24 protein-coding genes are annotated in these 26,428 nt (G+C 66.9%); 7 read left to right on the forward strand and 17 right to left on the reverse strand.

The features are described from left to right. Positions 1-96: 96 nt before the first annotated feature. The 3 genes from AC5P8J_RS09610 to AC5P8J_RS09620 all read right to left on the reverse strand — a co-directional run bounded on the left by AC5P8J_RS09610 (position 97) and on the right by AC5P8J_RS09620 (position 2,930). Complete coding sequence (locus AC5P8J_RS09610; protein WP_021203629.1) at positions 97-675, reverse strand: LON peptidase substrate-binding domain-containing protein; 579 nt, start codon at positions 673-675, stop codon at positions 97-99. Further along, positions 672-2,036, reverse strand: coding sequence for a UDP-N-acetylmuramate:L-alanyl-gamma-D-glutamyl-meso-diaminopimelate ligase (mpl, locus tag AC5P8J_RS09615; protein WP_191863595.1), 1,365 nt, complete (start codon positions 2,034-2,036; stop codon positions 672-674). Before mpl ends, AC5P8J_RS09610 begins: the two co-directional genes overlap by 4 nt. A 330-nt stretch (positions 2,037-2,366) precedes the next feature. Beyond that, positions 2,367-2,930 carry an adenylate kinase gene (locus tag AC5P8J_RS09620; RefSeq protein WP_019662016.1) on the reverse strand — a complete coding sequence of 188 codons (564 nt, stop codon included), beginning with the start codon at positions 2,928-2,930 and terminating at the stop codon, positions 2,367-2,369. Between the two features lie 136 nt (positions 2,931-3,066). Here AC5P8J_RS09620 and AC5P8J_RS09625 point away from each other — a divergent pair, with 136 nt between their 5' ends. The 3 genes from AC5P8J_RS09625 to AC5P8J_RS09635 all read left to right on the forward strand — a co-directional run bounded on the left by AC5P8J_RS09625 (position 3,067) and on the right by AC5P8J_RS09635 (position 5,761). Continuing rightward, positions 3,067-4,323 (forward strand): 6-phosphofructokinase, encoded by a 1,257-nt coding sequence (locus AC5P8J_RS09625; protein WP_494540076.1) that lies wholly within the window; start codon positions 3,067-3,069, stop codon positions 4,321-4,323. A 164-nt stretch (positions 4,324-4,487) separates the two neighbouring features. Further along, positions 4,488-5,282, forward strand: a complete 795-nt coding sequence (locus tag AC5P8J_RS09630; protein ID WP_021203626.1) for a hypothetical protein — start codon at positions 4,488-4,490, stop codon at positions 5,280-5,282. A gap of 86 nt (positions 5,283-5,368) precedes the next feature. Then, the gene (locus tag AC5P8J_RS09635) at positions 5,369-5,761 is read left to right on the forward strand and encodes a DUF488 domain-containing protein (RefSeq protein WP_111098769.1); all 393 of its coding nucleotides are present in this window, start codon (positions 5,369-5,371) and stop codon (positions 5,759-5,761) included. 74 nt (positions 5,762-5,835) lie between these two features. On the opposite strand, the gene AC5P8J_RS09640 is transcribed toward AC5P8J_RS09635, so the two are convergent. Beyond that, on the reverse strand, positions 5,836-6,339 hold the full coding sequence (locus AC5P8J_RS09640; RefSeq protein WP_021203625.1) for a hypothetical protein: 504 nt from the start codon (positions 6,337-6,339) through the stop codon (positions 5,836-5,838). 360 nt (positions 6,340-6,699) lie between these two features. On the opposite strand from AC5P8J_RS09640, the gene AC5P8J_RS09645 reads away from it, so the two are divergent. After that, on the forward strand, positions 6,700-8,727 hold the full coding sequence (locus AC5P8J_RS09645; protein WP_019662021.1) for a sodium-translocating pyrophosphatase: 2,028 nt from the start codon (positions 6,700-6,702) through the stop codon (positions 8,725-8,727). A 43-nt stretch (positions 8,728-8,770) separates the two neighbouring features. Here AC5P8J_RS09645 and AC5P8J_RS09650 read toward each other — a convergent pair whose 3' ends face one another. The 6 genes from AC5P8J_RS09650 to AC5P8J_RS09675 all read right to left on the reverse strand — a co-directional run bounded on the left by AC5P8J_RS09650 (position 8,771) and on the right by AC5P8J_RS09675 (position 12,146). Next, positions 8,771-9,076: a hypothetical protein gene (locus AC5P8J_RS09650; protein WP_031270312.1), complete on the reverse strand. Its 306-nt coding sequence runs from the start codon at positions 9,074-9,076 to the stop codon at positions 8,771-8,773. A 117-nt stretch (positions 9,077-9,193) separates the two neighbouring features. After that, positions 9,194-9,913 (reverse strand): energy transducer TonB, encoded by a 720-nt coding sequence (locus AC5P8J_RS09655; RefSeq protein WP_227854042.1) that lies wholly within the window; start codon positions 9,911-9,913, stop codon positions 9,194-9,196. Continuing rightward, positions 9,910-10,335, reverse strand: coding sequence for a TonB system transport protein ExbD (exbD, locus tag AC5P8J_RS09660; RefSeq protein ID WP_021203622.1), 426 nt, complete (start codon positions 10,333-10,335; stop codon positions 9,910-9,912). Before exbD ends, AC5P8J_RS09655 begins: the two co-directional genes overlap by 4 nt. Positions 10,336-10,344: 9 nt before the next feature. Next, the gene (gene exbB, locus AC5P8J_RS09665; protein ID WP_111098782.1) at positions 10,345-11,073 is read right to left on the reverse strand and encodes a tonB-system energizer ExbB; all 729 of its coding nucleotides are present in this window, start codon (positions 11,071-11,073) and stop codon (positions 10,345-10,347) included. Continuing rightward, positions 11,060-11,527: a YbaN family protein gene (locus AC5P8J_RS09670; protein WP_021203620.1), complete on the reverse strand. Its 468-nt coding sequence runs from the start codon at positions 11,525-11,527 to the stop codon at positions 11,060-11,062. Before AC5P8J_RS09670 ends, exbB begins: the two co-directional genes overlap by 14 nt. Positions 11,528-11,558: 31 nt before the next feature. Then, positions 11,559-12,146: a biliverdin-producing heme oxygenase gene (locus AC5P8J_RS09675; RefSeq protein WP_019662027.1), complete on the reverse strand. Its 588-nt coding sequence runs from the start codon at positions 12,144-12,146 to the stop codon at positions 11,559-11,561. Positions 12,147-12,252: 106 nt separating this feature from the next. Here AC5P8J_RS09675 and AC5P8J_RS09680 point away from each other — a divergent pair, with 106 nt between their 5' ends. Further along, positions 12,253-12,510: a DUF2789 domain-containing protein gene (locus tag AC5P8J_RS09680; RefSeq protein WP_006390068.1), complete on the forward strand. Its 258-nt coding sequence runs from the start codon at positions 12,253-12,255 to the stop codon at positions 12,508-12,510. Positions 12,511-12,618: 108 nt separating this feature from the next. On the opposite strand, the gene AC5P8J_RS09685 is transcribed toward AC5P8J_RS09680, so the two are convergent. From AC5P8J_RS09685 to AC5P8J_RS09700, 4 genes are all read right to left on the reverse strand, one after another. After that, a complete protein-coding gene (locus AC5P8J_RS09685) occupies positions 12,619-15,537 on the reverse strand; it encodes a TonB-dependent receptor (protein ID WP_494540075.1) in 2,919 nt (972 codons plus the stop codon). Between the two features lie 290 nt (positions 15,538-15,827). Further along, a complete protein-coding gene (locus AC5P8J_RS09690; RefSeq protein WP_227854044.1) occupies positions 15,828-16,763 on the reverse strand; it encodes a FecR family protein in 936 nt (311 codons plus the stop codon). Positions 16,764-16,867: 104 nt separating this feature from the next. After that, positions 16,868-17,368: an RNA polymerase sigma factor gene (locus tag AC5P8J_RS09695; RefSeq protein WP_019662030.1), complete on the reverse strand. Its 501-nt coding sequence runs from the start codon at positions 17,366-17,368 to the stop codon at positions 16,868-16,870. Between the two features lie 72 nt (positions 17,369-17,440). Further along, positions 17,441-17,914 (reverse strand): hypothetical protein, encoded by a 474-nt coding sequence (locus AC5P8J_RS09700; RefSeq protein WP_031270307.1) that lies wholly within the window; start codon positions 17,912-17,914, stop codon positions 17,441-17,443. 186 nt (positions 17,915-18,100) lie between these two features. On the opposite strand from AC5P8J_RS09700, the gene ppa reads away from it, so the two are divergent. Together ppa and AC5P8J_RS09710 are read left to right on the forward strand one after the other, a co-directional pair. Then, entirely contained in the window at positions 18,101-18,637 is a 537-nt protein-coding gene (gene ppa, locus AC5P8J_RS09705) for an inorganic diphosphatase (protein ID WP_005410935.1), read from the forward strand. 151 nt (positions 18,638-18,788) lie between these two features. Beyond that, the gene (locus tag AC5P8J_RS09710; protein WP_111098777.1) at positions 18,789-19,910 is read left to right on the forward strand and encodes an HDOD domain-containing protein; all 1,122 of its coding nucleotides are present in this window, start codon (positions 18,789-18,791) and stop codon (positions 19,908-19,910) included. A 178-nt stretch (positions 19,911-20,088) separates the two neighbouring features. Here the strand turns inward: AC5P8J_RS09710 and AC5P8J_RS09715 are convergent, their stop codons facing one another. The 3 genes from AC5P8J_RS09715 to AC5P8J_RS09725 form a co-directional block, all read right to left on the reverse strand. Further along, positions 20,089-22,953 carry a TonB-dependent receptor domain-containing protein gene (locus AC5P8J_RS09715; RefSeq protein WP_171952672.1) on the reverse strand — a complete coding sequence of 955 codons (2,865 nt, stop codon included), beginning with the start codon at positions 22,951-22,953 and terminating at the stop codon, positions 20,089-20,091. Positions 22,954-23,002: 49 nt separating this feature from the next. Continuing rightward, positions 23,003-23,902 (reverse strand): helix-turn-helix transcriptional regulator, encoded by a 900-nt coding sequence (locus AC5P8J_RS09720; protein ID WP_019662034.1) that lies wholly within the window; start codon positions 23,900-23,902, stop codon positions 23,003-23,005. Positions 23,903-24,017: 115 nt separating this feature from the next. Further along, positions 24,018-26,342 (reverse strand): winged helix-turn-helix domain-containing protein, encoded by a 2,325-nt coding sequence (locus AC5P8J_RS09725; RefSeq protein WP_227854045.1) that lies wholly within the window; start codon positions 26,340-26,342, stop codon positions 24,018-24,020. Positions 26,343-26,428 lie beyond the last annotated feature (86 nt).

Here is a 26,428-nt window from a genome sequence, read left to right on the forward strand (position 1 = left end):
AGGCTCGGCTCTACAGTAGATCCACGCCATGCGTGGATGGCATTCCCCGCATACCCCAGCGTGTGCACCAGGGCGCACACCACCCGGGGCAGGCTGTTACGGCATCCAGCCCAGCAACTGCTGCAAACGCTGGTGCGGGTCGTCCAACTGCAGCAGCTGCAACCGCTGCTGCTCGCTCAGCGGCAGCAGCTCGGCCAGCCGCCAGCCGACCCAGCTGGCCTGGTCCAGCAGCGCTGGGTTGGCCGGCGCATAGGCCTCGCCGGCCTGTTCGATGATGTGCCCCAGCACCGTGGCCAGCAGCGCATGCTGCGGCCGCAGTTCGTCGTCGGGGTCTTCATCGCACCAGCGCACGTCGGCTACCACCAGCCCGTTGTCACGCACGCGCGTGCGCTCGACATGGAAACGGCGGGTGCCGCGCAGACGCAACTGCAGCACGCCGTCGGCGCCGACATCGAAGTCTTCGATGCGTACCTGCACGCCATACGCGGCCGGCGTTGCCGGGGCTCCCACTTCCTGGCCGTCGAGGATCAGGCAGACACCAAAGCCCTCACCACTGCGGCCGCTGTCGCGCACCAGATCCAGGTAGCGCCGTTCGAACACGCGCAGGCCCACCGCCGCACCTGGCACCAGCGTGGTGTGCAGCGGAAACAGCGGCAGCGAACCGTCGACGCTCATCGTGCCTGCAGCGCGGCAAGGAAGCGGCGCGGTGCGCCGTCGAAGCCACCGTTGGACATGAACACCACGTGGTCACCCCTGCGCGCGCTGGCCTGCAATTGCGCCAGCAGCGCGTCGGTATCGGGCACCGCGTGCGCTTCGCCACGCACTGCGGCGATCACCGCAGCAGCATCCCAGGCCAGTTCCGGGCGATGCAGGAACACCACTTCATCGGCCAGCGCCAGCGAGGGGGCCAGCGCCTGCGCGTGTGCGCCCAGCCGCATCGAATTGCTGCGCGGCTCCATCGCGACCACGATGCGCGCATCGCCCACCTTGGCGCGCAGCCCTTCCAGCGTGGTGGCGATTGCGGTCGGGTGGTGGGCGAAATCGTCATAGACGGTGATGCCCTCGTGGCTGCCGATCACTTCCATGCGGCGCTTGACGCTGCGGAAGCGCGCCAGCGCCGGGATCACCTCGGCCGGCGCAACACCCACCGCATGTGCGGCTGCCAGCGCCGCCAGGCCGTTGAGCACGTTGTGGCGGCCCAGCAACGACCACTGCACATCACCCAGTGCCTGCCCGCGGTGGTGCACGCGGAACGCGCTGCCATCGGCAGCCAGCAGCTCGGCATGCCATTCCAGCGACGGATCGAATCCGAAACGCTCAACCGGGGTCCAGCAGCCCATCGCCAGCACTTCGGCCAGATGCTGATCCTCGCCATTGACGATCAGTCGGCCACGCGCCGGCACCGTGCGCACCAGGTGATGGAACTGGCGCTGGATCGCGGCCACGTCCGGGAAGATGTCGGCGTGGTCGTATTCAAGGTTGTTGAGGATGGCCACCAGCGGCCGGTAGTGCACGAACTTGCTGCGCTTGTCGAAGAAGGCGGTGTCGTACTCGTCGGCCTCGACCACGAACTCACGGCCCTGGCCCAGGCGGGCGGAGACGCCGAAATCCTCGGCCACGCCGCCGATCAGGAAACCGGGAGAACGACCGGCACTTTCCAGCAGCCAGGTGAGGATGGTGGTAGTGGTGGTCTTGCCGTGGGTGCCGGCCACGGCCAGCGTGTCGCGGCCCGGCAGCACCTGCTCGGACAGCCACTGCGCACCGGAGATATAGCGCTGGCCGGCGTCGAGCACGGCCTCAACGGCGGCATTGCCGCGCGAGAGTGCGTTGCCGATCACCACGTCGTCGGTGCCCGGTGGCACGCTGTCGGCGCGGTAGCCCTGGTCCAGGGTGATACCCAGCTGCTCGAGCTGGGTGGACATCGGCGGATAGATGGCCTGGTCACTGCCGCTGACCGTATGGCCCAGTTCCCGCGCCAGGGCGGCCACGCCGCCCATGAAGGTGCCGGCAATTGCAAGGATATGTACGCTGCTCATGACCGAGGATTGTGACCGATGACGGCTGTATAGGGCCAATGTCCGCTCTTGGGTAAGACAAGTCCTACACAGGATGTGAGGAAACTCCAATCATCTGTCAGGGAAATCCCGATAGCGATGTTCTGTGAACCCGGACACAATTCGAACTGCCAGCCGCAGTACCCGAACCGGTCCTACTCCCCAAGAGGCCATCCCCAAGGGAGCTCATGCTGCGGGGCCCTGAGCAAGCCCTCTGCTGGCGCCTATCAAACGACACAGGCCTGATCCTCACGGACCAGGCCTGTGTTTTTTCTGCGCCCATGCGGCCGGCAGCACGCCGGCCCCGCCGGGTCAGGCGTTGATCGCCGCCAGGATGCGGGCTTCGATCTCGTCCAGCTCACCGACGCCGTCAACCCGGGCCAGGGTGCCGCGGCCAGCGTAGAAGTCCACCACCGGGGCGGTCTGCTCGTTGTAGACCTGCAGGCGCTGGCGCACCGCTTCCGGGTTGTCATCGGCGCGGCCCTGCTCCTTGGCGCGGCCGGCGATGCGGTCCACCAGCAGTTCGGTGGGCACGTCCAGCTGCACCACCGCGTCCAGCGGCTGGCCGATCTTGGCCAGCAGGCCGTCCATCGCATTGGCCTGGGCCACGTTGCGCGGGTAGCCATCGAGGATGAAGCCCTTGGCGACATCAGCCTGGGTCAGGCGCGACTCCAGCATGCCCAGCAGGATGTCGTCCGACACCAGGTTGCCGGCATCCATCACCGTCTTGGCCTGCTTGCCCAGTTCCGTGCCCGCGGCGATTTCCGCGCGCAGCATGTCACCGGTCGAAATGTGGGCGATCCCCAGCTTTTCCTTCAGGCGCGTCGCCTGTGTCCCCTTGCCCGAACCGGGCGGTCCCAACAGAACCAATCGCATTGACCTGACTCCAACGTGTTGAAAACAAAGAAGGTTCGCGTCCCGGACGGACCGGTATCGCTGCACCGCAATAGCGCCACTTTACCGCATCCGGGTAATGTCCCTGCAATGTCCCCTCCCCCGAGCAGGTAGAAGCATGCGCAACGGTACTCTCCTCTACGCCCAGTCCGGCGGTGTTACTGCGGTCATCAACGCCACGGCGGCGGCGGTGATCGAGCAGGCCCGGGCCAAGGGCATCAAGGTCCTGGCCGCCCGCAACGGCATCCTCGGCGCGCTGCGCGAGGAGCTGATCGACACCAGCAAGGAGAGCGCCGCCGCGATCCGCGCCCTGGCCCATACCCCGGGTGGCGCCTTCGGCTCGTGCCGGGTGAAGCTGAAATCGCTGGACGCCGACCGCGCCCGCTACGACCGGCTGCTGGAGGTGCTGCGCGCGCATGACGTGCGCTGGTTCCTCTACAACGGTGGCAACGACTCGGCCGACACCGCGCTGAAGGTTTCGCAGCTGGCCAAGGCCTCCGGCTACGACCTGACCTGCATCGGCGTGCCCAAGACCATCGACAACGATCTGGCGGTGACCGACACCTGCCCCGGCTTCGGCTCGGCGGCCAAGTACACCGCCGTCTCGGTGCGCGAGGCGGCGCTGGACGTCGCGGCGATGGCCGAGACCTCCACCCGCGTGTTCATCTACGAAGCGATGGGCCGCCACGCCGGCTGGTTGGCCGCGGCCGCCGGCCTGGCTGGCAACGGTGATGACGAAGCGCCGCACATCATCCTGCTGCCCGAGCGCGCCTACGACGAGGCCGCGTTCCTGACCAAGGTGAAGGCCGTGGTCGAGCGGGTCGGCTACTGCGTGGTGGTGGCGTCGGAAGGCATCGCCACCGCCGATGGCCGCTTCGTCGCCGATGCTGGCGGCGGCAAGGACTCGTTCGGTCACTCGCAGCTGGGCGGCGTGGCTGCCCACCTGGCCGCACGGGTCAAGGACCAGCTGGGCCTGAAGGTGCATTGGGCCCTGCCCGACTACCTGCAGCGCTCGGCCCGCCACCTGGCCAGCAAGACCGACTGGGAGCAGGCGCAGGCGGTCGGCAGGGCTGCGGTGCAGCTGGCGCTCAAGGGCCAGAACGGCGTGATGCCGGTGATCGTGCGCAGCGGCGACGCGCCCTACCGCTGGAAGATCGAAGCGGCGCCGCTGTCGAAGATTGCCAACCATGAAAAGAAGATGCCCGCCGGCTTCATCCGCCGCGACGGCTTCGGCATCACCGCCAAGGCGCGCGCCTACCTGTCGCCGCTGATCAAGGGCGAAGCGCCGCTTCCGTATGGCACCGATGGCCTGCCGAAGTACGTCACCCTGAAGAACGTGGCGGTGAAGCAGAAGCTGCCGGCCTTCGAAGGCTGAGGTGCACCTGCGCCCTGTGCGGAGCACAGGGCGCATTGCGGAGACCACCGAAGCGCCCCACAATCGGGCTCCGGCCCGGGGCAAAGGGGCCGCCGCAAGCCAGATTCGACGCTGCCCGGCCACGTGGCCCGGGCCTGTGCTGCCATTTCACAAGGACTGTAACCATGAAGCACCCGATCCTGATCGCCGCGCTGCTGTGCGGTGCCGCCGCACCCGCCTTCGCTGCGACCTGCGAAAGCAACTTCCAGAAGAAGGGCAACCCCTTCGTCGGCACGACCTTCACTTCATCGGTCACCCATCCGGACCTGACCGTGGCCAGTGCCATCGGCCAGATGCGGGTGATCGCCAAGAACGCCAACATGGATGTCCTCAGCGAGGACGTGGAAGGCGGCTCGATGCTGATCGAAGAGCCGGAATCCATGGCCCACAAGCCGATCCCGATGATCATCAGCGCCACTTCCGAAGGCGGCCAGGGTACCGTCGGCATGGTGGTGAAGGTCAACAAGGGCGCCATTGCCTCGGCCGACGGCGTGCGCGAAGAAATGTGCAAGCTGCTCAACCAGGTCAAGCCGGGCAAGGCTGGCGAACAGGCAGCCAAGGCCACTCCGCAGGCGTCGGTGGTAACGATCGCCGCCGACCGCTTTGGCTTCCAGCTGCGCAACCAGAACAAGGACAACCCGGCCGCGATCGAGCCGCGCTACAAGGGCAAGACCTACGCAATCACCGGTCGCATCACCACCGTGCTGCGCAGTGGCGGCACCTACAACACCAGCTTCGACCTGCCCAGCGATGGCAGCATCGACTTTGAGCGCGTGGCCATTTCCTGCTCGTTCGCAGCCAACCAGGCCGCGTATGCGCTGGCCCTGCGCCCGCGCGAGAAAGTGACGCTGACCGGCGTGGTCGACAGCTATGACCAGGTGGGACGTGTGTTGTGGCTGAAGGACTGCCGCGGCAACTGATTGCTGCAGGCATTTTCCTTTCCACAGCGGTTCACGCCTGGCGCACGAGCATCGCAGGATGATGGACGCCCCGCCTGGAGATCATCATGGCCTTGCGTGTTGTTCGACTGGGAACGCCACGCCAACCCGGCGAGGGGCTGCGTATCGGTACCGTGCGGCGCCCGCCACGCGGCGTGCCGCGCAGCGAGTTCGCCCGGCAGGACTGGTACGACGTCTGGTTCCCGACCCTGTCACCCAGCGCGGCACTGGTGAAGCAGGCGCACGAGGCGAAAACGGCCGCCGACTGGAACGCGTTCTTCCGCCACTACAAGGCTGAGATGAAGTCCCCGGATGCGGCCCACGCGCTGGACCTGCTGGCTGCGATGTCGCAGCACAGCGACCTCAGCGTGGGGTGCTACTGCGAGGATGAGGCGCACTGCCACCGCAAGGCGCTTCGCGAGCTGCTGGTGGCGCGCGGGGCGACGCTGGCCGGAGAATGATGGCGCGCCGCAGTGGATCCACGCCATGCGTGGATGCGGCATCGGTGCCGACCAACGGTCGGCACCCACCTGTATCAGTTACAGGCCTTGCCTTCCATCTGCAGCTGCGCGGCAAACATCGTCACCTGCGGAATCTGGCCGGCAGCCGCCTGCTTCTTCGCCTCTTCCAGATAGATGCGCGACTGGCCCTGGCCGTCCAGCTCGACCTTGTTGCTCGACGGCAGGCGCCACACCCGCACCACTGCCTGTTGGGCCGGGCACGCCGCGCTCGGCACGCGGATCACATCGTTGAGTTTCCAGCCCTTGTCCGCACTTGGCTGCGCCTTGGTGTAATCGACGAAGCGCGCGCGTGGCTGGCACTGTTCGCTGGTACGCACGGCGGAGAAGCGGTAGGGCGCGGCGGCGTCGCCGGTGAACACACCTTCCAGCCGCGCGCAGGCCTCGGGGATCTGGCGCAATGTATGCACCGCACCCACCGCCTGGGGCACGCCCACGGCACGCTGCAGTTCCGGGGTTTCCGCGGCGAATGCCGGCACGGCAGGGACCAGGGCGGCAAGCATCAACAGGGACAGGCGCATGTGGGATCTCCTACGGGACTGTGCGCAGGCTTGCAGAGACTGGCTTAACGGGGCGCAAAGGCCTGATGGCTCTCGAATCGTGCCCATGGCCCGGCGGCAGGGCCCGCGCGCATGGCGATGCGTTCCGTCTTGAGGGCGCCCACAGGATCACGAGGTGCGGCTCGTAGAGGCCAGTCGAGCATGGCTCGACTCTACAAGTGGCGGCACGCATACTGCGGGCACCAGGGAATGCTGAACACCGCCATACGTCGGACGACCGCCAAGGTCGGTACGGGTTGGTTCCAGGCTGCAGCCCGTCGTCCCCCTCGTGGTGCCGTTCATCGCCACTGGATGCCTACATCCATTCTGCGGAGGGGTCTAATGCTGGAACGTCACGGGCTTTCATTGGCGCTGGGCTGCGCCATTCTCGCGATCCTGTTCGGAATCGTCTCGGCGCGCTGGATCCTGCGCCAACCCACCGGCAATGAGCGCATGGTCGCGATCGCCACCGCGATCCAGGAAGGTGCGCGTGCCTACCTCAACCGCCAGTACCTGACCATCGGCATCGCCGGCGTGGTGCTGTTCGTGCTGGTCGGGGTGTTCCTCAGCTGGTATACCGCGATTGGATTCGCGGTCGGCGCGGTGCTGTCCGGCGCCGCCGGCTACATCGGCATGAACGTGTCGGTGCGCGCCAACGTGCGCACCGCGGAGGCGGCGCGCCATGGCATCAGTGCGGCGATGGACGTCGCCTTCCGCGGCGGTGCGATCACCGGCATGCTGGTGGTCGGCCTGGGCCTGCTGGGTGTGGCCGGCTATTACGCACTGCTGCTGCGGATGGGCCTGCCGATGGAACAGGCGCTGCACGCGCTGGTCGGTCTGGCGTTCGGTTCGTCGCTGATCTCGATCTTCGCGCGTCTGGGCGGCGGCATCTTCACCAAGGGCGCCGACGTCGGCGCCGATCTGGTCGGCAAGGTGGAAGCCGGCATTCCCGAGGATGACCCGCGCAACCCGGCGGTGATCGCCGACAACGTCGGTGACAACGTCGGCGACTGCGCCGGCATGGCCGCCGACCTGTTCGAGACCTATGCGGTCACCGTCATCGCAACGATGCTGCTGGGCAGCCTGATGCTGGCCGAGGCGGGCGCCAATGCCGTGCTGTATCCGCTGGTGCTGGGCGGTGTGTCGATCATCGCCTCGATCATCGGTGCGCTGTTCGTCAAGGTGAAGCCTGGCGGCTCGATCATGGGCGCGCTGTACAAGGGCGTGATCGTCTCCGGCGTGCTGGCCGCGATCGCGTTCTACCCGATCACCACCGGGCTGATGAGTGACAACGTACATGGACCGATGCCACTGTACGGCTGCGCGTTGATCGGCCTGGTCCTGACCGGGCTGATCGTGTGGATCACCGAGTACTACACCGGCACCCAGTACAAGCCGGTGCAACACGTGGCGCAGGCCTCGACCACCGGGCACGGCACCAACATCATCGCCGGCCTCGGCATCTCGATGAAGTCCACTGCACTGCCGGTGGTGGCGGTGTGTGCTGCGATCTGGGGTGCGTTCGCGCTGGGTGGCCTGTATGGCATCGCCATCGCCGCCACCGCGATGCTGTCGATGGCTGGCATGATCGTCGCGCTCGATGCCTACGGACCGATCACCGACAACGCCGGCGGCATCGCCGAAATGGCCGAGCTGCCCTCGGAGATCCGCGACATCACCGATCCACTGGATGCGGTGGGCAATACCACCAAGGCAGTGACCAAGGGCTATGCGATCGGCTCGGCTGCACTGGCCGCACTGGTGCTGTTCGCCGACTACACCCACAACCTGCAGGCCGCCAACCCCGGCCAGGAATTCCGCTTCGACCTCAGCGACCACACGGTGATCATCGGCCTGCTGATCGGGGGCCTGATTCCCTACCTGTTCGGTGCGATGGCGATGGAAGCGGTCGGCCGCGCGGCGGGGGCAGTGGTGGAAGAGGTGCGGCGCCAGTTCCGCGAGATCCCCGGCATCATGCAGGGCACCGGCAAGCCGCAGTACGACAAGGCGGTGGACATGCTGACCCGCTCGGCGATCCGCGAAATGATCGTGCCCTCGCTGCTGCCGGTGGTGGTGCCGGTGGTGGTCGGCCTGCTGCTGGGGCCGCGCGCACTCGGCGGTCTACTCATCGGCACGATCGTAACCGGCCTGTTCGTGGCCATTTCAATGACCACCGGCGGCGGCGCCTGGGACAACGCCAAGAAGTACATCGAGGATGGCCACTTCGGCGGCAAGGGCAGCGAAGCGCACAAGGCTGCGGTGACCGGCGATACCGTCGGTGACCCGTACAAGGACACCGCTGGCCCGGCGATCAATCCGCTGATCAAGATCATCAACATCGTGGCGCTGCTGCTGGTGCCTCTGTTGTAGATCCACGCCATGCATGAACCCGTAGCGTCGAGCAGGCTCGACGCTACGGCCGCGACCGCCTCATCCATCGGATGACAAGCAGCACCACGACGATCATCCAGCAGGCATAGATCGGCCGGTCCCAGCCATCGAAGAGGCTGAGCGGGCTGCCGATGAAAGCGAGCGAAGCCAGCCACGCACACAGTGCGCCGGGCAGCCACGCGCCACGCCAGATGCAGAAGGCGGCGAACACCAGCAAGGGCCAGGCGAAGATGATCGCCGGCGTGAACGGTGCCAGCGAAAGCACGGCCACGCATGCAGCCAGCAACACGCTGCACCAGGCCAGCACCCGTAACGTCCGTGTCGTCATGCCAACCTCCGCGCGTCCATTGACGGTCGTGCGCGAGCATAACGCCTGCGCGCTGCCTTGAATTCCGGCTCGGGTCAGAGCCCTGTCCTGCGGAAAGGGATCCGACCCCGATGGCGGTCAGCGCCCGCGCAGGAAGAATGACACCGGCACCATCACCTGCACCGGGCCGCCAGGCACCTCGGCCGGCGGCGCGGGGACCGGGCTGGCCCGCTGCACGGTGTCCAGCGTCTCCTGGTCGAGCAACGCGAAGCCGCTGCTGCGGCCCAGCACCACCGCCGAAACCACACCGTCGCGGGCCACGGCAAAGCGCACGTAGACCACGCCCTGCTGGCGCAGCCGCTCGGCCTGGCGTGGATAGCGCCGGTGCTTCTGCAGGTGCGCGAGCAGGCGTCCTTCCCAGGTCGCCTCGGCGCGACTGCGCTCGCCGGCGGTGGTCTGCGGTGCGGTGTAGCGTGCGGCCACATCGGCTGCCACCTGCGGCGGTGCGCTGGTCTGCGCGACATTGGTCTCGGCGGTTTCCGGCGCGGGCGTCGGCTCCGGCGTACGCAGCGGTGGCAAATCACCCTGCGGCTGCATCGGCGCCTTCGGTTGCTCACGCAGCACCGGCTTCGGCGCCTGCCGCTGCTGTTGCTGCTGCAGGGGGCCCGTCGCCACTTCACGCGGGGGCACGGATGGCGCCCGCGCCATCGGCGCCAGCTCCAGCATCAACGCCGCGGGCGACGCTACCGCAGCCACCACCGGTGAACGCATCGCCCGCCAGCAGGCCACGCCGATCAGCAGCGCGTGCACCAGCAGCACGATTGCCAGGCTGGTCGCCCAGCGCCGCAGTCCACTCATCGCGCACCCTGCTCAACACCGACCAGCGCCACCTTCAGGTAGCCGGCCGCACGCAGCGCATCCAGCGTGGCCATGAGTTCGCCGTAGGGCACGCGGGTATCGGCACGCAGGAAGATGCGCTGCGCGGTGTCGCCGTGGGTGGCCGCCTGCAATGCAGCGGCCAGCCCGTCACGCGCCACCGCCTGCTCGCCCACGCGCAGCGACAGATCGGCCTGCACGGTCACATACACCGGCGCCTGTTCGGGCGGCGTGGCACTGGCGCTGCTGGCCGGCAGCTGCACTGGCACTGATACGGTGGCCAGCGGTGCGGCTACCATGAAGATGATCAGCAGCACCAGCATTACGTCGATGAAGGGCGTGACGTTGATCTCGTGTGCTTCTTCCGGTGCGTCGTCGCGGTCGGACCCGGTCCTGATCGCCATCGTCGCGCCTCAGTGCACCGCGCGCAGCGGTGCCGCTGCGGCACGCGGCACGGCACGATCAAGATCGCGCGAAACCAGCTGCTGCACGGCCGCCGACAGATCGCCGAGCAGGCCCCGCAGGCCGGCCAACACGCGGCTGAAATGGTTGTAGACCAGTACCGCGGGAATCGCCGCGACCAGGCCGAGTGCGGTCGCCAGCAAGGCCTCGGCGATGCCGGGCGCAACCACCGCCAGGTGGGTGGTGTTGCTGTGTGCGATGCCGATGAAACTGTTCATGATGCCCCACACCGTGCCGAACAGGCCGACGAAGGGCGCCACCGCGCCGATGCTGGCGAGCACACCGATGCCGCGCCGCTGCACGCGCGCGGTCTCCAGTTCGATGCGGTCCAGGCGCGAGGCGATGCGTTCCTTGATGCCGTCGCGACTATCCAGATCCTGCGACAGGCGCAGTTCGGTGCGGGCGGCGTCCAGCATGGCGAGTGCGGTGCCCTGCTGCAGACTTGCCTCTCCGCTCTGCGGCGGCAGCTGTGCGGACTGCAGCAACAGCGCGCGCGCCGCGCGCAGCTGCCGGGCCTGGCGGGTCAGCTCCCAGCCCTTGGCCAACAGCACGGTCCAGGTGGACAGCGACGCCAGTGCCAGCGCGATCATCACGGCCTTCACCACCACGTCGGCGGCCAGGTACATGCCCCACGGGGTCAATGCGGGGGCGGCCACGGGGGCCAGGTCAGCAGGCAGCATCATCTCGGCTTCCATCAGCATCAGGGGTCGCTGCGCGACTACGGGCCGCGCGCGGATCATTGGCGTCGTCCACTTCCACGACCGGATGGGGCTCCAGCCGGGGGGCCGGTCGGCTCAGCACGTAGCCGGCGCTGACCGCGAAGAACAGGCCCACGCCCAACAGCAGGCGCCAGGACGGATGCGCGCCCCAGCAGAACAGGGCAAAGCCCAGCGCCATGCCGGCACTGGCAAACGCCTTGCCCTTGCGCGATACCGCGCCCTGCTCGCGCCACAACCGCAGCGACGGGCCGTAGCGCGGATGCGCCAACAGGCGCTGCTCGAACTTCGGCGAGCTGCGCGCGAAGCAGCCCACGGCCAGGATCAGGAAGATGGTGGTCGGCATCACCGGCAGCAACGCGCCGATCACCCCGAGCCCGACCATCAGCCAGCCCAGCGCGAACCAGAGCCAGCGCATCAGCGCTGCACCTGTGGGCGCGCGCCGCGCATCAGGCGAATTCCACTTCGACGTGGCCGTGCACGCTGCGGAACGCGGCGTCGGCGGCATCGATCACCTGCTGCTCCTGCTCGACACTCAGCGGTACCGCGTCCAGCGCAGCGGTGAACTCACGCCAGTGGCGCGCCGCGCCATCCGGATGCGCGGCCAGGTGGCGGGCGCCAAAATCACGGTCCAGGCCGAGCCTGGCGGCCATCTTGTACAGAATGGTGCCGCCCAGGTTGGAGCCTTCAGCCACGTACAGCCACCCCAACGCGGCGGGCAGTTCCAGATCGGACGGCAACGCCGCGATATCAGCCCCCGGCAGGGTCTGCTCCAGGTCCTGCAGGTCGCGCGCGACCTGGGTCAGGCGGCGGCGCTCGCCCAGGTCCGGCAGCAGTGCGTCCAGCGCAGGGTTGGCATACAGCGCATCGATGCTGCGGTGGAAGCGATACTGCACGCGCAGGAAACGGGCGAAATTGCTGCGGTCGGCGAAGATGTCGCCGGCCATGATGCGCTTGTCCAGGGCACCGTGGCTGTCGCGGGTGGCGGCCTTGAGCCGCAGGCTGCGGCTTTCTTCAGGGGCGATGTGTGCGTTCATGGGGGATGCCAAGGGGGTCGTCCTGCTGTAGACGTTTGCCACGGGGCTTTCCCCAAGGCTATGTGCGCCGATAATGGCGCATCCCTTCTTACCGCAGGAACCGACGATGATCACCACCGAACCGCGCATGACCAACCTGTTCCTGCAGCTGGGCCTGGACGCCAGCGCCGAGGGCATCGCCCGCTTCATCCGCGAGCACCAGCTGGCCACCGATGTGGAAGTGGTCGAGGCGCCGTACTGGAACGATGCGCAGCGCCAGTTCCTGTCCGAGTCGCTGCAGGCCGATGCGGCATGGACCACCGTGGTGGACGAGCTGAACGAGTCGCTGCACGAAGATGCGGTGAAGGCCGCGACCGGGCTGTAAGTAGACGCCGGGCGCGGCGGGGCGCTGGCGATTGCACGGCGGAAGCGGTGCGGACCAAGGTCCGCACCCACCGAGGGCGGTCCGACCCCACCGCTCATACGCTGGCGATCAGTACTTCCAGGTCAGCGCCAGCCGCGCAGTGCGGCCCGGGGCCGGCATCACGCCCAACGCCAGCGGATCCAGGTAGTAGCGGTCGGTCAGGTTGTCCACGCCGGCGTCGACCGACAGCTGGTCGTTGAAGCTCCAGCTGGCGAACAGGTCCACCAGCGTGGTTGGCCGGTACAGCTGCTGGATCGCCGACAGCCCTACGTTCCAGTCCTTGTCCAGCTTGCTGATCGGGCCGGCGTTGTGGACCACGCGGGTGCCGAAGGTCAGGCGCTCCTCGAACAGGCGCGAGCCCAGGGTCAGGTTGACCATGTAGCGCGGCGGGTTCTGGGTATTGGTGTACGAGCCCTCGAAGCCGCCGTCCACGCAGTCGGGCGTGTTGGCCAGCTCGCCGTTCCTGCGTTGCGCCCCGTAGGCACGGCGCTCGGCGGCGATGTCCGGCGCGCAGGTCTTGGCCTTGAAGTAGTAGTGCGCGGACAGATCGGCAAATACCTTGCCGCTGTCATAGCTGGACTGGAACTCCATGCCCGAGACCTTGAACTGGTCGACGTTTCGGATCAGGCCCGCCGACAGCGTGCGGTAGTCACGGGTGATCAGGTCGTCGATGCGGGTATCGAAGTACGCCAGCTTCAGCGCCAGGCGGTCGCCGGCGGCGAACAGGTCGTAGCGGAGGGTGCTGGCGCCGATTTCCCAGCTGCGCGCGCGCTCCGGCTTCAACTCGCCCACTGGCTTGGCGGCGGTGAACAGGCCCAGCGTGGTCTCGAACAGGCTCGGCAGCTTGGTGCCCTCGGCGTACTTCACGTAGACCAGGGTGTCTTCGCTGAAGCGGTAGGCCACGCTGGCAGTCGGCGAGAACGCGGTGTCGCGACGGCGGATCGGCTGCGACCACGTCCAGCTGACCGGCACTTCCAGGTCCTGCGGCTTGCCGGCGTCGTAGAAGTTCCAGCCACCGATGTCGCCCACCGTGCCCTTCTTGTACGGTGAGGCCAGCAGCGATTCCTGGGTGAAGTTGCCGTTGGCGTCCGGGTACCAGTTCAGCAGCGCGATGCGCTTGGCCCGCCACGACGGCAGCGCCGGGTTGCCATTGAGCAGTTCGGTGTAGCGGTACTGGCCCTGCACCTCATAGGCGTCGGGCGTGGCCAGGCGGTTGCGGTCATGCACATCCACCCGGTTCCAGCGTCCGCCGGCCAGCAGTTCCCAATGCTCATCGGGCTGCCACTTCAGCGAGGCCACGGCACTGTATTCCTTGCGCTCGGCGTTGCGCAGGAAGCGGTTGTTGACCAGGTCATCGTGCATGACCGGGCCCGAGCTGCCCGGTGCGATGTCTTCGTCACTGTAGGACAGGCCGTAGTCGAGGGTGAACGCACCGGCGCGGGTATCGAACATCGAGGTGTTGCTGGCATCCAGTCCGAAGCGCTTCTGCCGCAGCGGATTGCGGTAGGCATCCTTGTAGCCGGGGTCGCCGCTGAAGCTGGGCGCGTCGTACCACTCGGTGCGGCGATCGAAGTACCAGGGGGTGATGCCGGTCAGGCTGTTGTACATCACGCTGTCGGTATCGGTGTATGTGGCGTTGACACGCAGGTCGACCAGATCGCTGTCCGGATTGAAGCGGTAGCGCAGGGTGTAGCTGTCCATGTCGACATGGCCCGGGTCCCACTGCGGAATGCGATCGCGGTCGACGCGGATGATCTGCGACGCCATGATCTCGCCGGCGGTGCCTTCGTAGCGGCGGTAGCCCGCTTCCAGCGTCTGCGCATCGTCGATGCGCCAGGTGCCCTTGAGCAGCGCCGACTTCGAGCGCGCCGAGGTATTGAAGACCTCGGTACGCGGCGGGTTCAGCGGCGCCAGCGTGCGCCGGGTCTGCGGGAAGTCGTCGTAACCGTGCTTGCCGGAGAAATAGTTGCCGTTGTCGCGGTAAGCATGGGCGGCGACCAGATCGAAGCGGTCCCAGTGACCGGCTGCGGCCACGTTGAAGAACTGGCTGCCGGTGGCGCTGCGGTCGGAACGCGGCGCGGCACTGTAGGACGGCAGGTCGTTGGCGCTGGCGTTGGCCAGGCCGCCACGCACGCGTACGCCGAAGTCGCGCCCCTCGCGCAGCACGTCATCGATCTTCAGCGTCTCCATCTCGACCACGCCGCCGATGCCACCGGAGGCGTTGGCCTGCAGGCTCGGGCCCTTGGTGATGGTCAGGCTGGAAATCAGGTCCGGGTCGAGATAGGTGCGCTGTGACTGGCCGGCATAGCCACGGTAGGTGTCCATGCTGGACTGGCCTCCGTCGATGATCACCGGCACGCGGCCCTGGCCCTGGATACCACGGATGTTGACGTCGAACCCATTGCCCACGCGCGGGTCACCGGCGGTGACACCGGCCACGCCCTTGACGATGTCGCCGTTGGAAGTGCCGCGGAAACGTTCCAGCTGCGTGCGGCTGAGCGTGGTGGTGGAGCCCACACTGCGATAGCTGTCGAGCAGGCGCGCCTCGTCGCTGGTCGCGCCACTGTCGACGCGGTCGCCGGCCACGCTGAGCGTGTCGGTGACGATCACACCGCTGTCGGCCTGCACCGGCGTCGCCGCTTCCAGAGTGACTGCATCTGCGCTGACGCGGCGCACCGCCAGGCCACTGCCCTGCAACAGCTGCTGCAGCGCCTCGTTGGCCGGCAGGCTGCCATTGACCGCACGCGAGGTTACGCCCTGGGCCAGGGTGGCCGGATACACGACCTGCACGCCGGACTGGCGCATATAGCTGCGCAGCGCTTCATCCAGCGGCTGCGCTGGAATGTCGAAGCGCTGCACGGCAGCGTGGTTGCCGGTGGCGCCCTGTGCCAGCACGGACGGTGCGGCGCTGGCCAGGCCGGCGGCCAGCAGGGCGATGCACAGGCGGGACGGGCGCATCGCGCGGCCCGGGCGGTGGGAGTCGAACATGGGGGAACCTGTCAGGTAATCGGTGCCGCAGGCGCGGCGTCATCCGCAACACAGGCGGACACGGCGACGTACGTGGCGGCGGCGGGTACGTTCGCGGAGTAAGACGGATGAAAGCGTGGCAACCCCAAGGGGATTTGCAGTCGAAGCAGGTGCCGACGGTTGCGCGGCAGGTTGCAGTGGTGGGTGCCGACGGTTGCGCGGCAGGTTGCAGTGGTGGGTGCCGACGGTTGCGTGGCTGGTTGTAGTGGTGGGTGCCGACCGTTGGTCGGCACCGGGGCAATGGCGTGGATCTACCGATGGACGATGGCGACGCCGAGCGGCAGCCGGGTCACCTGCAATCCAGCCGTCGCGGCCAGCGCATCCAGCGCCTGTTCCGGGCGGTCGATGCGCAACGCCGCGCTTACCGCCGGCAGCTGCGATAGATCGCCGCGCACGAAGGTCGGGCCGGCGCGATAACGCCCCACCCATTGCACGGCGTCGGCGACGCTGGCCTGCTCCAGCAGCAGCTCGCCCTGCCGCCACGCGCCGACGCTGTCGGCAGCCACATCCCGCAGGCGCGTCACGCCGCTGTGCTCGCCATAGACCGCACGCTGGCCCATCTGCAGATAAGTCCAGCCACCGTCGGCCGGGCTGGCCACGCGCACCCTGCCCTGCCCGACCTGGGTTTCAACCTGGTCATCGCCGCGCGCGACGGTGAACGCGGTCGAGATGTCCTCGATCACGCCGTTGCCCGCACGCACGCTGAAACGTCGCTGCGCATCCGGGCTGACCTCGAACCAGGCACGCCCACGCAGCAGCTCGATCTCGCGTGCATGTGCGTTGAAGCGCACGGCAATCGCACTGTCCGCATCCAGCACTGCGCGGCTGCCATCGGGCAATTGCACGTTCTGCACGACATGCGTGCTGCGATGGTCGGCCTGCAGCCGCAACCAGGCCTCCGGCCATGCCACCAGCATCGCCAGCGCGGCTGCAGCGGCCATTGCCCAGCGCATTCGATGCGGCCGCGGGCGTTCGGCGGGCCGGACCTGCGGGCGTGGCCCGACACTGCGCCACAGCGCGCGCTCGTGTTCGAAGGCGCGTCGGTGCCCCGGTTGTGCCAGCCAGCGCTCGAACTCGTGCATGCGCCCTTCGCCGATGTCACCCGAGGCCAGCCACGCGATCCAGCCCCGGGCCTGTTCGGCCAGGGCATCGTCATTGGCGGCGGGCAGCGTGTTCGGCGGGCTCATCGGCTGGCGGACAGGCGCATTCAAGCGCAGGCGGAGGAACTAGACCGCATCCACGGTCCAGTGATCAAGACGTTCCAGCGAGGGCCAGCCCCAAGCCGGGGCGATCATCGGCCGCTGCGTGCCCACGCCAGCCGCTGCAGGGCGGTGCGCACATGGTTCTCGACGGTCGTCACCGACACCCCGAGACGGCGGGCGATCCCGGCCTGGGTCAGGCCCTGCAGGCGGTTGAGCCGGAAGATGGTGCGGGTCGGCTCCGGCAGGTGCCCCGCCGCATCGAGCACCCGCTGCAGCTCGTCCTGTGCCATGGCCTGTTCCTCGGTCGAGATGACCTCGTCCGGCCCCCACAGGTAGTGGTCGGCCAGCAGGCGGTTGCGCCGGGTCGATTCGCGGCCGTGGTCGGTGGCCAGGTTGGCGGCCAGCCGGTACAGATAGGCCCGCGGGTTGTCGATGGCCTGGCTGTCGTCGACCCCACGGGCCTTGAACCACACCGCCTGGATCACATCCTCGGCGCCATTGTCGCCGCCAAGGATGCGCTGCACCCGACGCAGCAGTGCCGGCCGCTCACGGATCAGCAGTTCGGTAAGGGAGGCGGCATTGGAGGACATGCGCGGAACCGGGACGACAGACGGAAGGCGCCGCGCATGCTACTCCGTTAATGAGAATCAGTCACGTTCGCATCAGTGGATGCAGCCGGTCAGCCCGTCATAGACGCTCTCCGACGTGCCGGGCAACGGATCATGCAGCGGATTACGGGCCGCCAGCGCCGCATGGAAGTCCTCAACCGGGGTGCCAGGCACCAGCGGCAGCCGGCATAGCCAGGTCGGTTGCCGGGCCACGATCGCACCGTCGTTCCGCGACACGGCCAGGTCACTGGCGGCAAATGCCCACAGGCACTCATGCACCGTGCCGCGCACCGCGTCCACCGAACAGCGCAGGCGCAGCGCCCGGATGTCGCTGTACTCACCCTCGCAGAAGGTGTCGCCGCAGATCGCGTCGAACCCGTGCTGCAGACGCCCTTCCAGGGCAAAGAAGCGGTCCCAGTCGGCTTCCTGGTGCGGGTAGTCGATCAGGTCCACGTAGGGAAAAGCGTGGGCGGCGGGCGCGATCAGCAGCGCGCAGAACAGGCCGAGTGACAAGGCGGATGGTTTCATGCGGGAACTCCTCGGGTAGGTACATCCAGCCTGCGCGCCCACGCCACCCGGACCCATCGGTCAACCCCGGCCCGCCGGGTCGGCGCCTTCCTCGCCCTGCCGTCAGCCCCCCTCCCCCTGCACAGCGCCCGGCAAAGGCATAAAATGGGGGGCTATCCGTCTATATCCCCCACCTGGAGCACGACCATGGGTCTGGAACTCGTCTCGCCCGGCAAGAACCCGCCGGAAGAAATCAACGTCATCATCGAGATCCCGAAGGACTCGGAGCCGGTGAAGTACGAAGTGGACAAGGAAACCGGCGCGATCTTCGTCGACCGCATCCTGTCCACCCCGATGCGCTACCCCTGCAACTACGGCTACGTGCCGAGCACCCTGTGCGGCGACGGCGATCCGGCCGACGTGCTGGTGGTGCTGCCGCTGCCGCTGGTGCCGGGTTCGGTCGTGCGCTGCCGTCCGGTTGGCGTGCTGAAGATGAGCGATGAGGCGGGCAGCGACGAGAAGATCCTGGCCGTGCCGGTGTCGAAGATCTTCAGTGGCTACGCCCACGTGGAAGACATCGCCCAGGTGTCCAGCCACTGGCTGGAGCGCATCGGCCACTTCTTCGAGCACTACAAGGACCTGGAGAAGGGCAAGTGGGTCAAGCTGGACGGTTGGGGCGGCGCCGCTGAGGCCAAGCAGATCCTGATCGAGGCGCACCAGCGCCATCTGGACAGCAAGGCCTGAGCCTGAACCGGATCGCTCCGGCATGCCCTGCCGGAGCGATGCGGGTCACGTTTCATGACGACGGCACATCACTCTTGCCGCCGTATTAGGTAAATTGCGTCACTTCACACGTCGTCGACATCCATCGTCGAGACAGCCAGGGGAATGTGTCGTGCGTATTCTGCTTGTTGGGGATGCAGCCAGCCTGCCGGCCGAGCTGACCGAATTCATTGCCGATCTTGGGGAAGACTGGCAGCCGCTGACCGCCACCGATGGCCAGTCCGCAATGACCGCGGTGGCCACGCAGGGCGTGGATGCAGTGATCGTCTGCCCGCAGCTGCCGGATCTCAATGCCACCACGCTGCTGGGCCAGATCCGGACCTTGCGCCCGGAAACCATCCGCATTGCGCTGGTGGACGCCCAGCACGGCAACCGGCCGCCGCCGGCACGCCTGATCGGCGTGGCCCACCGCTTCCTGCCGTTGCCGCTGGCACCGGAAGTGTTGCTGGAAGCGCTGACCAGCCTGGAAGAGCTGCGTGAAGTGCTGGACAGCCCGCGCCTGCGCGACGCCATCGGCCGTATCGAGAAGCTGCCCTCGCCGCCGCACCTGTACCTGAGCCTGACCCAGGCACTGGAACATGACGACGACGCCGACAGCGCCGACGTCGCCAAGCTGGTGGCCGCTGATCCGGCAATCGCGGCCAAGGTGCTGCAGCTGTCGAACTCGGCGTTCTTCAGCCAGGGCCGCACCATCGCCGACCTGCGCACCGCCGTGACCCGCCTCGGCCTGTCGACGCTTCGCGATCTGGTACTGGCCAGCGAGGTGTTCTCGGCACCGACACTGTCCACGGCCGAGCGCAATTCACTGCAGCAGCGCGCCCTGCTTGCCTCGCGCCTGGCCGCACGCCTGCTGCCCGAATCCAGTGCCGAGCTGGGCGCAACCGCGGCACTGCTGGCCGACATCGGCCTGCTGCTGCCCGGCGTGCGCAACGAGCGCAGCGAACCATCGCTGACCGGTGACACCCGCCCGGGCCACGCCGAAGCCGGTGCCTATCTGCTCGGCCTGTGGGGCCTGCCGATGCCGATCATCGAAGCGGTCGCGTTCCATCTGCAGCCGCAGCGTGCCAATACACGCAGCTTCTGGGTGACCGGCGCAGTGCACGTGGCACTGGCACTGGTCAATGGTGATCCGGTGGACGAGGACTACCTGCAGCGCGCAGGTGTTCTCAACAGGCTGCCGCAGTGGCGGGAGCATGCCAACAGCCTGATGGGACTGGTACCCAGCGAGGCTTGAGGCACCGCCCAGGGCGAGTTCGCAGGGAATGAAAGGCAGGCCGGGTGGCCTGCCTTTTCCGTTGTGCCTGAAGAACCATCCACGCATGGCGTGGATCTCCTCAGTCGGTGCAGCGCACAAACAAGAAGGGCGGACCTTGCGGCCCGCCCTCCTCTTTCTGCTGTGACGCTTCGATGGATCAGAAGCGCTGGGTGTACTTCATGTAGTAGAAACGACCGATGTCGAAGCCACCGTAGTACGAGAAGCTCGAGTTCGGCTGGCTGTACATGACCGGGCCCTCGTGGTTGAACACGTTGTTGGCACCTGCCGAGATGGTGGCGTTCCAGGGAGTGTTGTAACGCACCTGCAGGTCGTGGAAGGTGTTCGAACCGGTGTTGCGGACCGGAATGGCCAGGGTGTAGGCCGAGGAGAAGTCCGGGTTGTTACACTCGGCGCCACCGGTGCGGTCGTAGGAACACTCTTCCTTCAGCCCTGAGTAGTAGCGCATGCCCCAGTTGACACCGAAGTTGCCCAGGCTCCAATCGATGTTCAGGTTCGAACGCACGCGGAAGTTGCCACCCCAGTCGCCAGTGCCCCAGCCGGTGTGCTGCTCGACGGCAGTCTGCTCTTCGTTGTCGCGCTTGTACTCCAAGTAATCGACGTAGGTGGTCTTCCAGTCGATGATGATGTTGCCGAAGGAGAACTCCGGCAGGCGGTACTTGATGCCCAGATCGTAACCAGCGGTTTCCTGGTAACCACCGTTGATCAGCGTGCGGGTGACGTCGGTCACCTGGGAGCCATTCTCCGGATCGCGGGTGACACGATCACACGCGTTGGCGTTGCCCAGAATGTAGCACTGGTTGAGGATCGAGGTAACCGACTCGGCCGCGATCACGTTGTCGATGCGGATCTTCCACCAGTCCAGGCTGATGTCCAGGCCCTGTACGAAGTTCGGGCTGTACACCAGGCCGACGGTCCAGGTCTTGGAGGTTTCCGGCAGCAGTTCGGCATTGGAGCCGGACAGGTAGGCGTAGTTGGACTGAGACCCCGGGCCAGTGGCATCGATACCGCCGGATGCTTCCTGGCGGAAGTTGGCCGGGACGGCACCGGCGCAGCGCGCGGCAACCTGCGGGTTACGTACCGCGGCACCGAACAGGGTGTCGCATGGATCGGTGTATTTGTCGAAGGTCTGCGAGGTGCCGCCGTACAGGTCAGCCACCGTCGGCGCACGGAAGCCCGTGGCGTAGGTACCGCGCACCAGCAGGTCATCGATCGGCTTCCACTTCAGGCCGAACTTGCTGTTGAAGGTGTTGCCGAAGGTGTTGTAATCCGAATAACGGCCGGCCATGTCGACCGACAGTTCCTTGGCGAACGGCAGGTCGGCCAGGATCGGCACGTTCAGCTCGAGGAAGAACTCGTTGAGCTTGTAGCCACCGGCGGTGGACGCACCGGCCAGGTCGGTGCTCAGGCCCGACTGCAGCAGCGCATCCGGGTTGTATTCGGCCTGCTCTTCGCGGTGCTCGTAGCCTGCTGCAAACGACAGGTCACCGGCCGGCAGGGTGAACAGCGCGCCGGACAGGTTGGCGCTGTAGACCTTGGAGGTGGTCAGCGACGTGTCGTGAGTCGGCAGGAAGAGATACTTCTGCAGATCCGGGTTGGACAGCGAACCAGCGCCGTCGATGCCATAACCAAGCAGCGGGTTCCACGGGGTGCAACCGGCGATGACCGCACCCGGGGCACCACAGTAAGCAACGCCGTTCTCGACGAACGACGGGCCGACGGCATTCTTCACGTTCGGGATGAACAGGTTGCCGGTGCCGGTCTTGGTGCCCTTGTTACGGTTGTAGACGTAACCGACATCCCAGTCGAAGTACTTATCGCCGAACTCGAACGAGCCTTCCAGGCCGGCCGAGAAGCGGAAGGTATTCAGCTCGGACTTGGTCTGGCGCGGCATTTCCCAGGTGCGACGCATGAAGTCGACATCCTGGTCCAGCGGGTTGAACGCACTGTCCTTGGACAGCTTGGTGCCATACGCGCTGGAGCGGTACGGGTAACCGGCGATCTGCTGCAGCGCCTCGCGTTCTGTATACAGAACGTTGGCGGTACCGCGGATGTTGTCGGTGAAATCGTACTGGCCGTTGGCGAACACAGAGCGACGCTTGATCCCGGTCGACAGATACATCTGCTGCGTCGGGTTGGACAGGTCGGCGTTGGTCAGCTCATGGTAGTTGGCAAAATCGGTCGGATCGGCGCCAGGGTTCACGACGTAGTTCTTGCCGCCGTTGACCAGTACGCCCTTCTCGGTGATCGCCGACCAGCCGTTGGCGTCATCTTCGGTCGGGAACGGATGACGTGGGCCGTTGGCATAGGCGCTGAAGCGGCGGTCCTTGGCCAGCACCGGCTTCTCGTCGCTGTACTCGGCACCCAAAGTCAACGAGCCACGGTCGTTGGTCATGCCGTAGACGAAGTTGTAGGTTTCCTTGTCACCGTCGCCCTGGCCGTACTGGCCGCGGTAGACGCTGGCTTCCAGGCCATCGAAGTTCTTGCGGGTGATGATGTTGACCACGCCGGCAATGGCATCGGAGCCGTAGATGGCCGATGCGCCGTCGGTCAGCACTTCCACGCGCTCGACGATCGAGGTCGGGATCGAGGCCAGATCGGTGTAACCGCCGGAGCTGACGCCCATGCGCTTGCCGTCCAGCAGTACCAGGGTGCGCTGCGGGCCGAGGTTGCGCAGGTCAACGTACTGGCCGCCGACTTCTTCGCCCGAGCTCAGGGCATCGGCGCGGCTGATCGCCGGCGAGCCGGTTGCCGACAGGTTCTGCACGATGTCGGCAACGCTGGTGAAGCCCTGCTTTTCAATGTCGGCGCGCTGCAGCGCGATGACCGGCTGCGCGGTTTCCATGCTCGCCTGGCGGATGCGCGAACCGGTGACCGAAATGCGGTCCAGGTCGGTCGTGCCGCCGGCAGCTGCGTCCTGCGCCGAAGCGAAAGACGGTGCCAAGGCAAGCGCAATGCCGGCCGGCAACAAGCCGAGCCGCACTGCAGGAATACGAACGTTCATCAATCTCTCCAAGGTACGTGTTAGTAGCGTGTTAAAACGCCCCAGCACGTTACGATTGCGTTGCGACGCTGCATTTGCGCGACCCAACCGGAGAGTTTGCAGAATGTGGCGGCAGCAGCCCGCCGTTCTCACGGAAGCGCGAAGCCGACTGCCCGTAACGGGCGCGGAAGGCCCTGGCGAAGCTGCAGCAGTTGTCGAAACCGCTGGCGGCAGCAACTTCGCCCACCATCATGTCGGTATCGCGCAACAGATCGGCCGCCCGTTCCAGGCGCAACCGTGCCGAAAGCGACTGCGGACTTTCCTCGTAGAGGCTCTGGAAGGTCTTGGAGAGATACCAGCTGGAGAAGTTGGTCAGTTCAGCCAGTTCACCGATGCGCACCACGCGGTGGCTGTTGCCTTCCAGGTACAGGCGGGCGCGCTGCATGCGGCCAAACACCTGGCGCTTGCGGCTGCGCGAGCGACCCGGGCAACGCTGCACGTTGTCGGCCAGCCCGCGCTGCAGGCCCGCCAGATGCAGCAGCAGCGGGCGCAATGCCTCCGCCGGCTGGCCACTGGCCAGCGCGTCGCGCCACAGGCGCAGCGCAACACGTGCATCGCCGCGGTTCATGCGACCACGCCCGGCATACAGGCCACAGTCGGCCATCTCGGCCAGCACGCGCAGCGCTTCGACGGTAAGGTTCAGGCCCAGGCACAAACCGTTGCGACCGGCCTGCACCAGCGGCCGCGATTCCTTCTCGAAGGCGATCCACTCGCCCTGGCGCAAACGGAAGCGTCCTTCCTTGGCTTCCACCCAGGAACTGCCGCGCACCTGCATCCACACAGTGAAGCTGCTGCCTGCGGTCTGCAGACTGCCCAGCCGGGCAACGCCCAGGCAGGTCGGCGCGACGTCGTCCAGGGCCTTGTCGAGGGAGATGGTTTGGCCGCGATCGGCCAGCGAGAGTTGACGCATGGGGGCACCACGGATTTGCCTAGTACAGGCCTCCGTTTTGCCCAATCTGGTGGGACCTCGTCAGGAAAGACTGCCGAGATCGCCACGAATTCGTGGCGAGAACCACACGAAAAAATTACGAAGAGAAATTCTTCTTCAAAATCAACATTCTGGAGAAGGCAGGGAACAGCGCCGGGGCTTGCTCGGGCAGCCGCATGATGCCGATGTCAGCGCCGTCACTGACCGCCAGCGCCACGTAGAGATCGCGCCCGTTGGCGCTGGCACTGAGTCCATTGCCCGCGCTGAGCCGCTGCGGATCAAGGCAGCGTTCCGGCACTTCGGTACCGGCCTGGATCAGGACCAGGGTCGTGCCGCACTGCGTGGACGTGCCGAGGTAACCGATGCCACCGTTCCCCACGACGGTCCAGGTGCGATAGCGCCACCGACTCGGCAGGTCTTCAGTGATCTGCTGCACACTGGCCGGTGACAGTGCCGGATCGACCGACCACAGCCCACCAGCGGCGAGGCGCGTGAACAGCACCCGTCCGCTGGCGCGATCAAAACGTGCCTGCGACACCCCATCAATGCTGGCCAGCCGGCGCCAGGGGTGAGAGCTGCGGTCGAACAGGCTCAAGCGCGTGCGCTGGTCGGCATCCCGCTCCACCACCAGCAGCTGGTCATCGCCGGCCCCGTAAAGCGCCTGCAGCGGTTGTTCGGCCGGCACCGGCAGTGGCTGCAGCCGCTCATCACGCGGCGAGATTTCGTAGACCACGGTACGTCCATGGTCATCGCGGCCAACCACCAGCAGGTGCCGGCTGTCGGCGGCCCAGTCCGGTGCCTGCCGGGCCTCCGGCCGCAGGCCTTCGATCAGCCGCAGCGAGTCCGGCCGCTGCATGTCAGCCCACCACAAGGCGAAACTGCCGGAGCGATCGGAGGTGAAGGCCAGCTGGCGGCCATCGGGCGCGGCCATCGGCTGACCATCACGGCCACTGGACGCGAACAGTCGTTCCGCACGTCCTCCCTCGATCGGAACCTTGAACACGCCGAACTGCGCCCGCCGGTGGACAAACGCCAGCACGTTGCCATGCCGGGATACCGCAGGCCACTGCGCATCATCCAGGCCAGCGTCGCGCAGCGTGCGGCGCTCGACGTCGAGGTAGTACAGGCGAACTTCACTGTCCACGCGACGGCCGAACACGATGGTGCGCCCATCCCCCAGCCAGGCCCAGCCTCGCTGCTCGGCCGCTTCATTGGTCAGCTGCTCGGGGGTACCGCCGCCGGCGGGCATCCGCCACAGATCACCCATCTGCGGATTGCGCACGAACACCAGCCACTTACCGTCTGGCGAGTAGCGCGGCGCATAGTCGAAATCATCGGCATCGACGCGGTAATCCAGCTCACGCCATTGGCCACTGGCCAGATCCAGCACGCGGATGCCGCGATGCGCATAGCGTCCGACCATGCTGCCAAACACCAGCCCCCGGCCATCCGGGGTCCAGTCAAAACTGAGCAGCTCGGTGCCGTCGCAGCGGGTTGCCTGGCGCACGGCACCACCTGTGGCACTGGCGATCAGCACCTGGCAGCCGCCTCCGGCGCTGAATCGTGCAAACGCGATCTCGCGCCCATCCGGCGACCAGCTCGGGAAACGGTCGTTGGCACCGGCCGGAGGCGTCAGCAACTGGCGCGCGGGCGCATTGCCCGAGGTCTGCACCTTGATCGCACCGCCGTCCCCCCCGTCGTCGTTGGCCCCTTCGTAGGCCACCTGGGAACCGTCGGGCGAAAGTGTTGGATACGTCTCAAAACCACTGGTCGCGGTGATCAGCCGGTAAGGCCGCTGCGGGCTGCCGATCACGCGAACGCCGTTCTCCACGGCCGCATCAACCGGTGAACTGGCTTCCGGCGGCTGCCGCAACAGCAGCATCGTCAGCACGATCACCGTGCCAAGCATCAATATGCCGATTGCCAACAGTACCTGGCGCCGGACCCGTCGCCACGCCCGGCGAAGCCCCGGCACCGGCACCGTACCGACCGCGGCCCTGCCACCGGCGTCCGCGGGCGGCAACGGAAGATCGGCCAGCTCGCCGCTGTCCACGGCAGCCTCAGGCGCCTCCAGCACCTGCACCGGCACCAGCAGCCGATAACCGCTCTTGGCGATGGTCTCGATATAGGTCTGGCCGTTGTCGTCGTCGTTGGCGAATGCCTTGCGCAGCTGCGTGACGGCCTGGGTCAGCACGTCATTGGTGGGCAGCGTGTCGGGCCACACTTCGGCAAACAGCTCCTCGCGGGTGACCACGCGGCCGGGCTGCCGCAGCAGAACGCGCAGCACACCCAGCGCTTTCGGCGTCAGCCGGCGCGGACGACGCGCACCTTCAACTTCGACCTCTCGCGAGGACAAAGTGACGACGCATTCGCCAACCTGGATACGGTCAGCCTCGGGCGGCTGGATTTCGCTGCTGTTCATTTTCCGGGATACAGTAGGGACGGGCCTGGGCAGGTTTCACCAGCAATACCGCCCCCAACCGGGGACAACAAAAAGCCAGATTCCGC

It is taken from the genome of Stenotrophomonas sp. YJH_SMC_37, assembly GCF_059370035.1.

Bases quoted from the DNA above. Each gene is read 5' to 3' on its own strand.
- AC5P8J_RS09610 (WP_021203629.1), bottom strand. From the start codon at position 675: ATGAGCGTCGACGGTTCGCTGCCGCTGTTTCCGCTGCACACCACGCTG.
- mpl (WP_191863595.1), bottom strand. From the start codon at position 2,036: ATGAGCAGCGTACATATCCTTGCAATTGCCGGCACCTTCATGGGCGGC.
- AC5P8J_RS09620 (WP_019662016.1), bottom strand. From the start codon at position 2,930: ATGCGATTGGTTCTGTTGGGACCGCCCGGTTCGGGCAAGGGGACACAG.
- AC5P8J_RS09625 (WP_494540076.1), top strand. From the start codon at position 3,067: ATGCGCAACGGTACTCTCCTCTACGCCCAGTCCGGCGGTGTTACTGCG.
- AC5P8J_RS09630 (WP_021203626.1), top strand. From the start codon at position 4,488: ATGAAGCACCCGATCCTGATCGCCGCGCTGCTGTGCGGTGCCGCCGCA.
- AC5P8J_RS09635 (WP_111098769.1), top strand. From the start codon at position 5,369: ATGGCCTTGCGTGTTGTTCGACTGGGAACGCCACGCCAACCCGGCGAG.
- AC5P8J_RS09640 (WP_021203625.1), bottom strand. From the start codon at position 6,339: ATGCGCCTGTCCCTGTTGATGCTTGCCGCCCTGGTCCCTGCCGTGCCG.
- AC5P8J_RS09645 (WP_019662021.1), top strand. From the start codon at position 6,700: ATGCTGGAACGTCACGGGCTTTCATTGGCGCTGGGCTGCGCCATTCTC.
- AC5P8J_RS09650 (WP_031270312.1), bottom strand. From the start codon at position 9,076: ATGACGACACGGACGTTACGGGTGCTGGCCTGGTGCAGCGTGTTGCTG.
- AC5P8J_RS09655 (WP_227854042.1), bottom strand. From the start codon at position 9,913: ATGAGTGGACTGCGGCGCTGGGCGACCAGCCTGGCAATCGTGCTGCTG.
- exbD (WP_021203622.1), bottom strand. From the start codon at position 10,335: ATGGCGATCAGGACCGGGTCCGACCGCGACGACGCACCGGAAGAAGCA.
- exbB (WP_111098782.1), bottom strand. From the start codon at position 11,073: ATGCTGCCTGCTGACCTGGCCCCCGTGGCCGCCCCCGCATTGACCCCG.
- AC5P8J_RS09670 (WP_021203620.1), bottom strand. From the start codon at position 11,527: ATGCGCTGGCTCTGGTTCGCGCTGGGCTGGCTGATGGTCGGGCTCGGG.
- AC5P8J_RS09675 (WP_019662027.1), bottom strand. From the start codon at position 12,146: ATGAACGCACACATCGCCCCTGAAGAAAGCCGCAGCCTGCGGCTCAAG.
- AC5P8J_RS09680 (WP_006390068.1), top strand. From the start codon at position 12,253: ATGATCACCACCGAACCGCGCATGACCAACCTGTTCCTGCAGCTGGGC.
- AC5P8J_RS09685 (WP_494540075.1), bottom strand. From the start codon at position 15,537: ATGTTCGACTCCCACCGCCCGGGCCGCGCGATGCGCCCGTCCCGCCTG.
- AC5P8J_RS09690 (WP_227854044.1), bottom strand. From the start codon at position 16,763: ATGAGCCCGCCGAACACGCTGCCCGCCGCCAATGACGATGCCCTGGCC.
- AC5P8J_RS09695 (WP_019662030.1), bottom strand. From the start codon at position 17,368: ATGTCCTCCAATGCCGCCTCCCTTACCGAACTGCTGATCCGTGAGCGG.
- AC5P8J_RS09700 (WP_031270307.1), bottom strand. From the start codon at position 17,914: ATGAAACCATCCGCCTTGTCACTCGGCCTGTTCTGCGCGCTGCTGATC.
- ppa (WP_005410935.1), top strand. From the start codon at position 18,101: ATGGGTCTGGAACTCGTCTCGCCCGGCAAGAACCCGCCGGAAGAAATC.
- AC5P8J_RS09715 (WP_171952672.1), bottom strand. From the start codon at position 22,953: ATGAACGTTCGTATTCCTGCAGTGCGGCTCGGCTTGTTGCCGGCCGGC.
- AC5P8J_RS09720 (WP_019662034.1), bottom strand. From the start codon at position 23,902: ATGCGTCAACTCTCGCTGGCCGATCGCGGCCAAACCATCTCCCTCGAC.
- AC5P8J_RS09725 (WP_227854045.1), bottom strand. From the start codon at position 26,342: ATGAACAGCAGCGAAATCCAGCCGCCCGAGGCTGACCGTATCCAGGTT.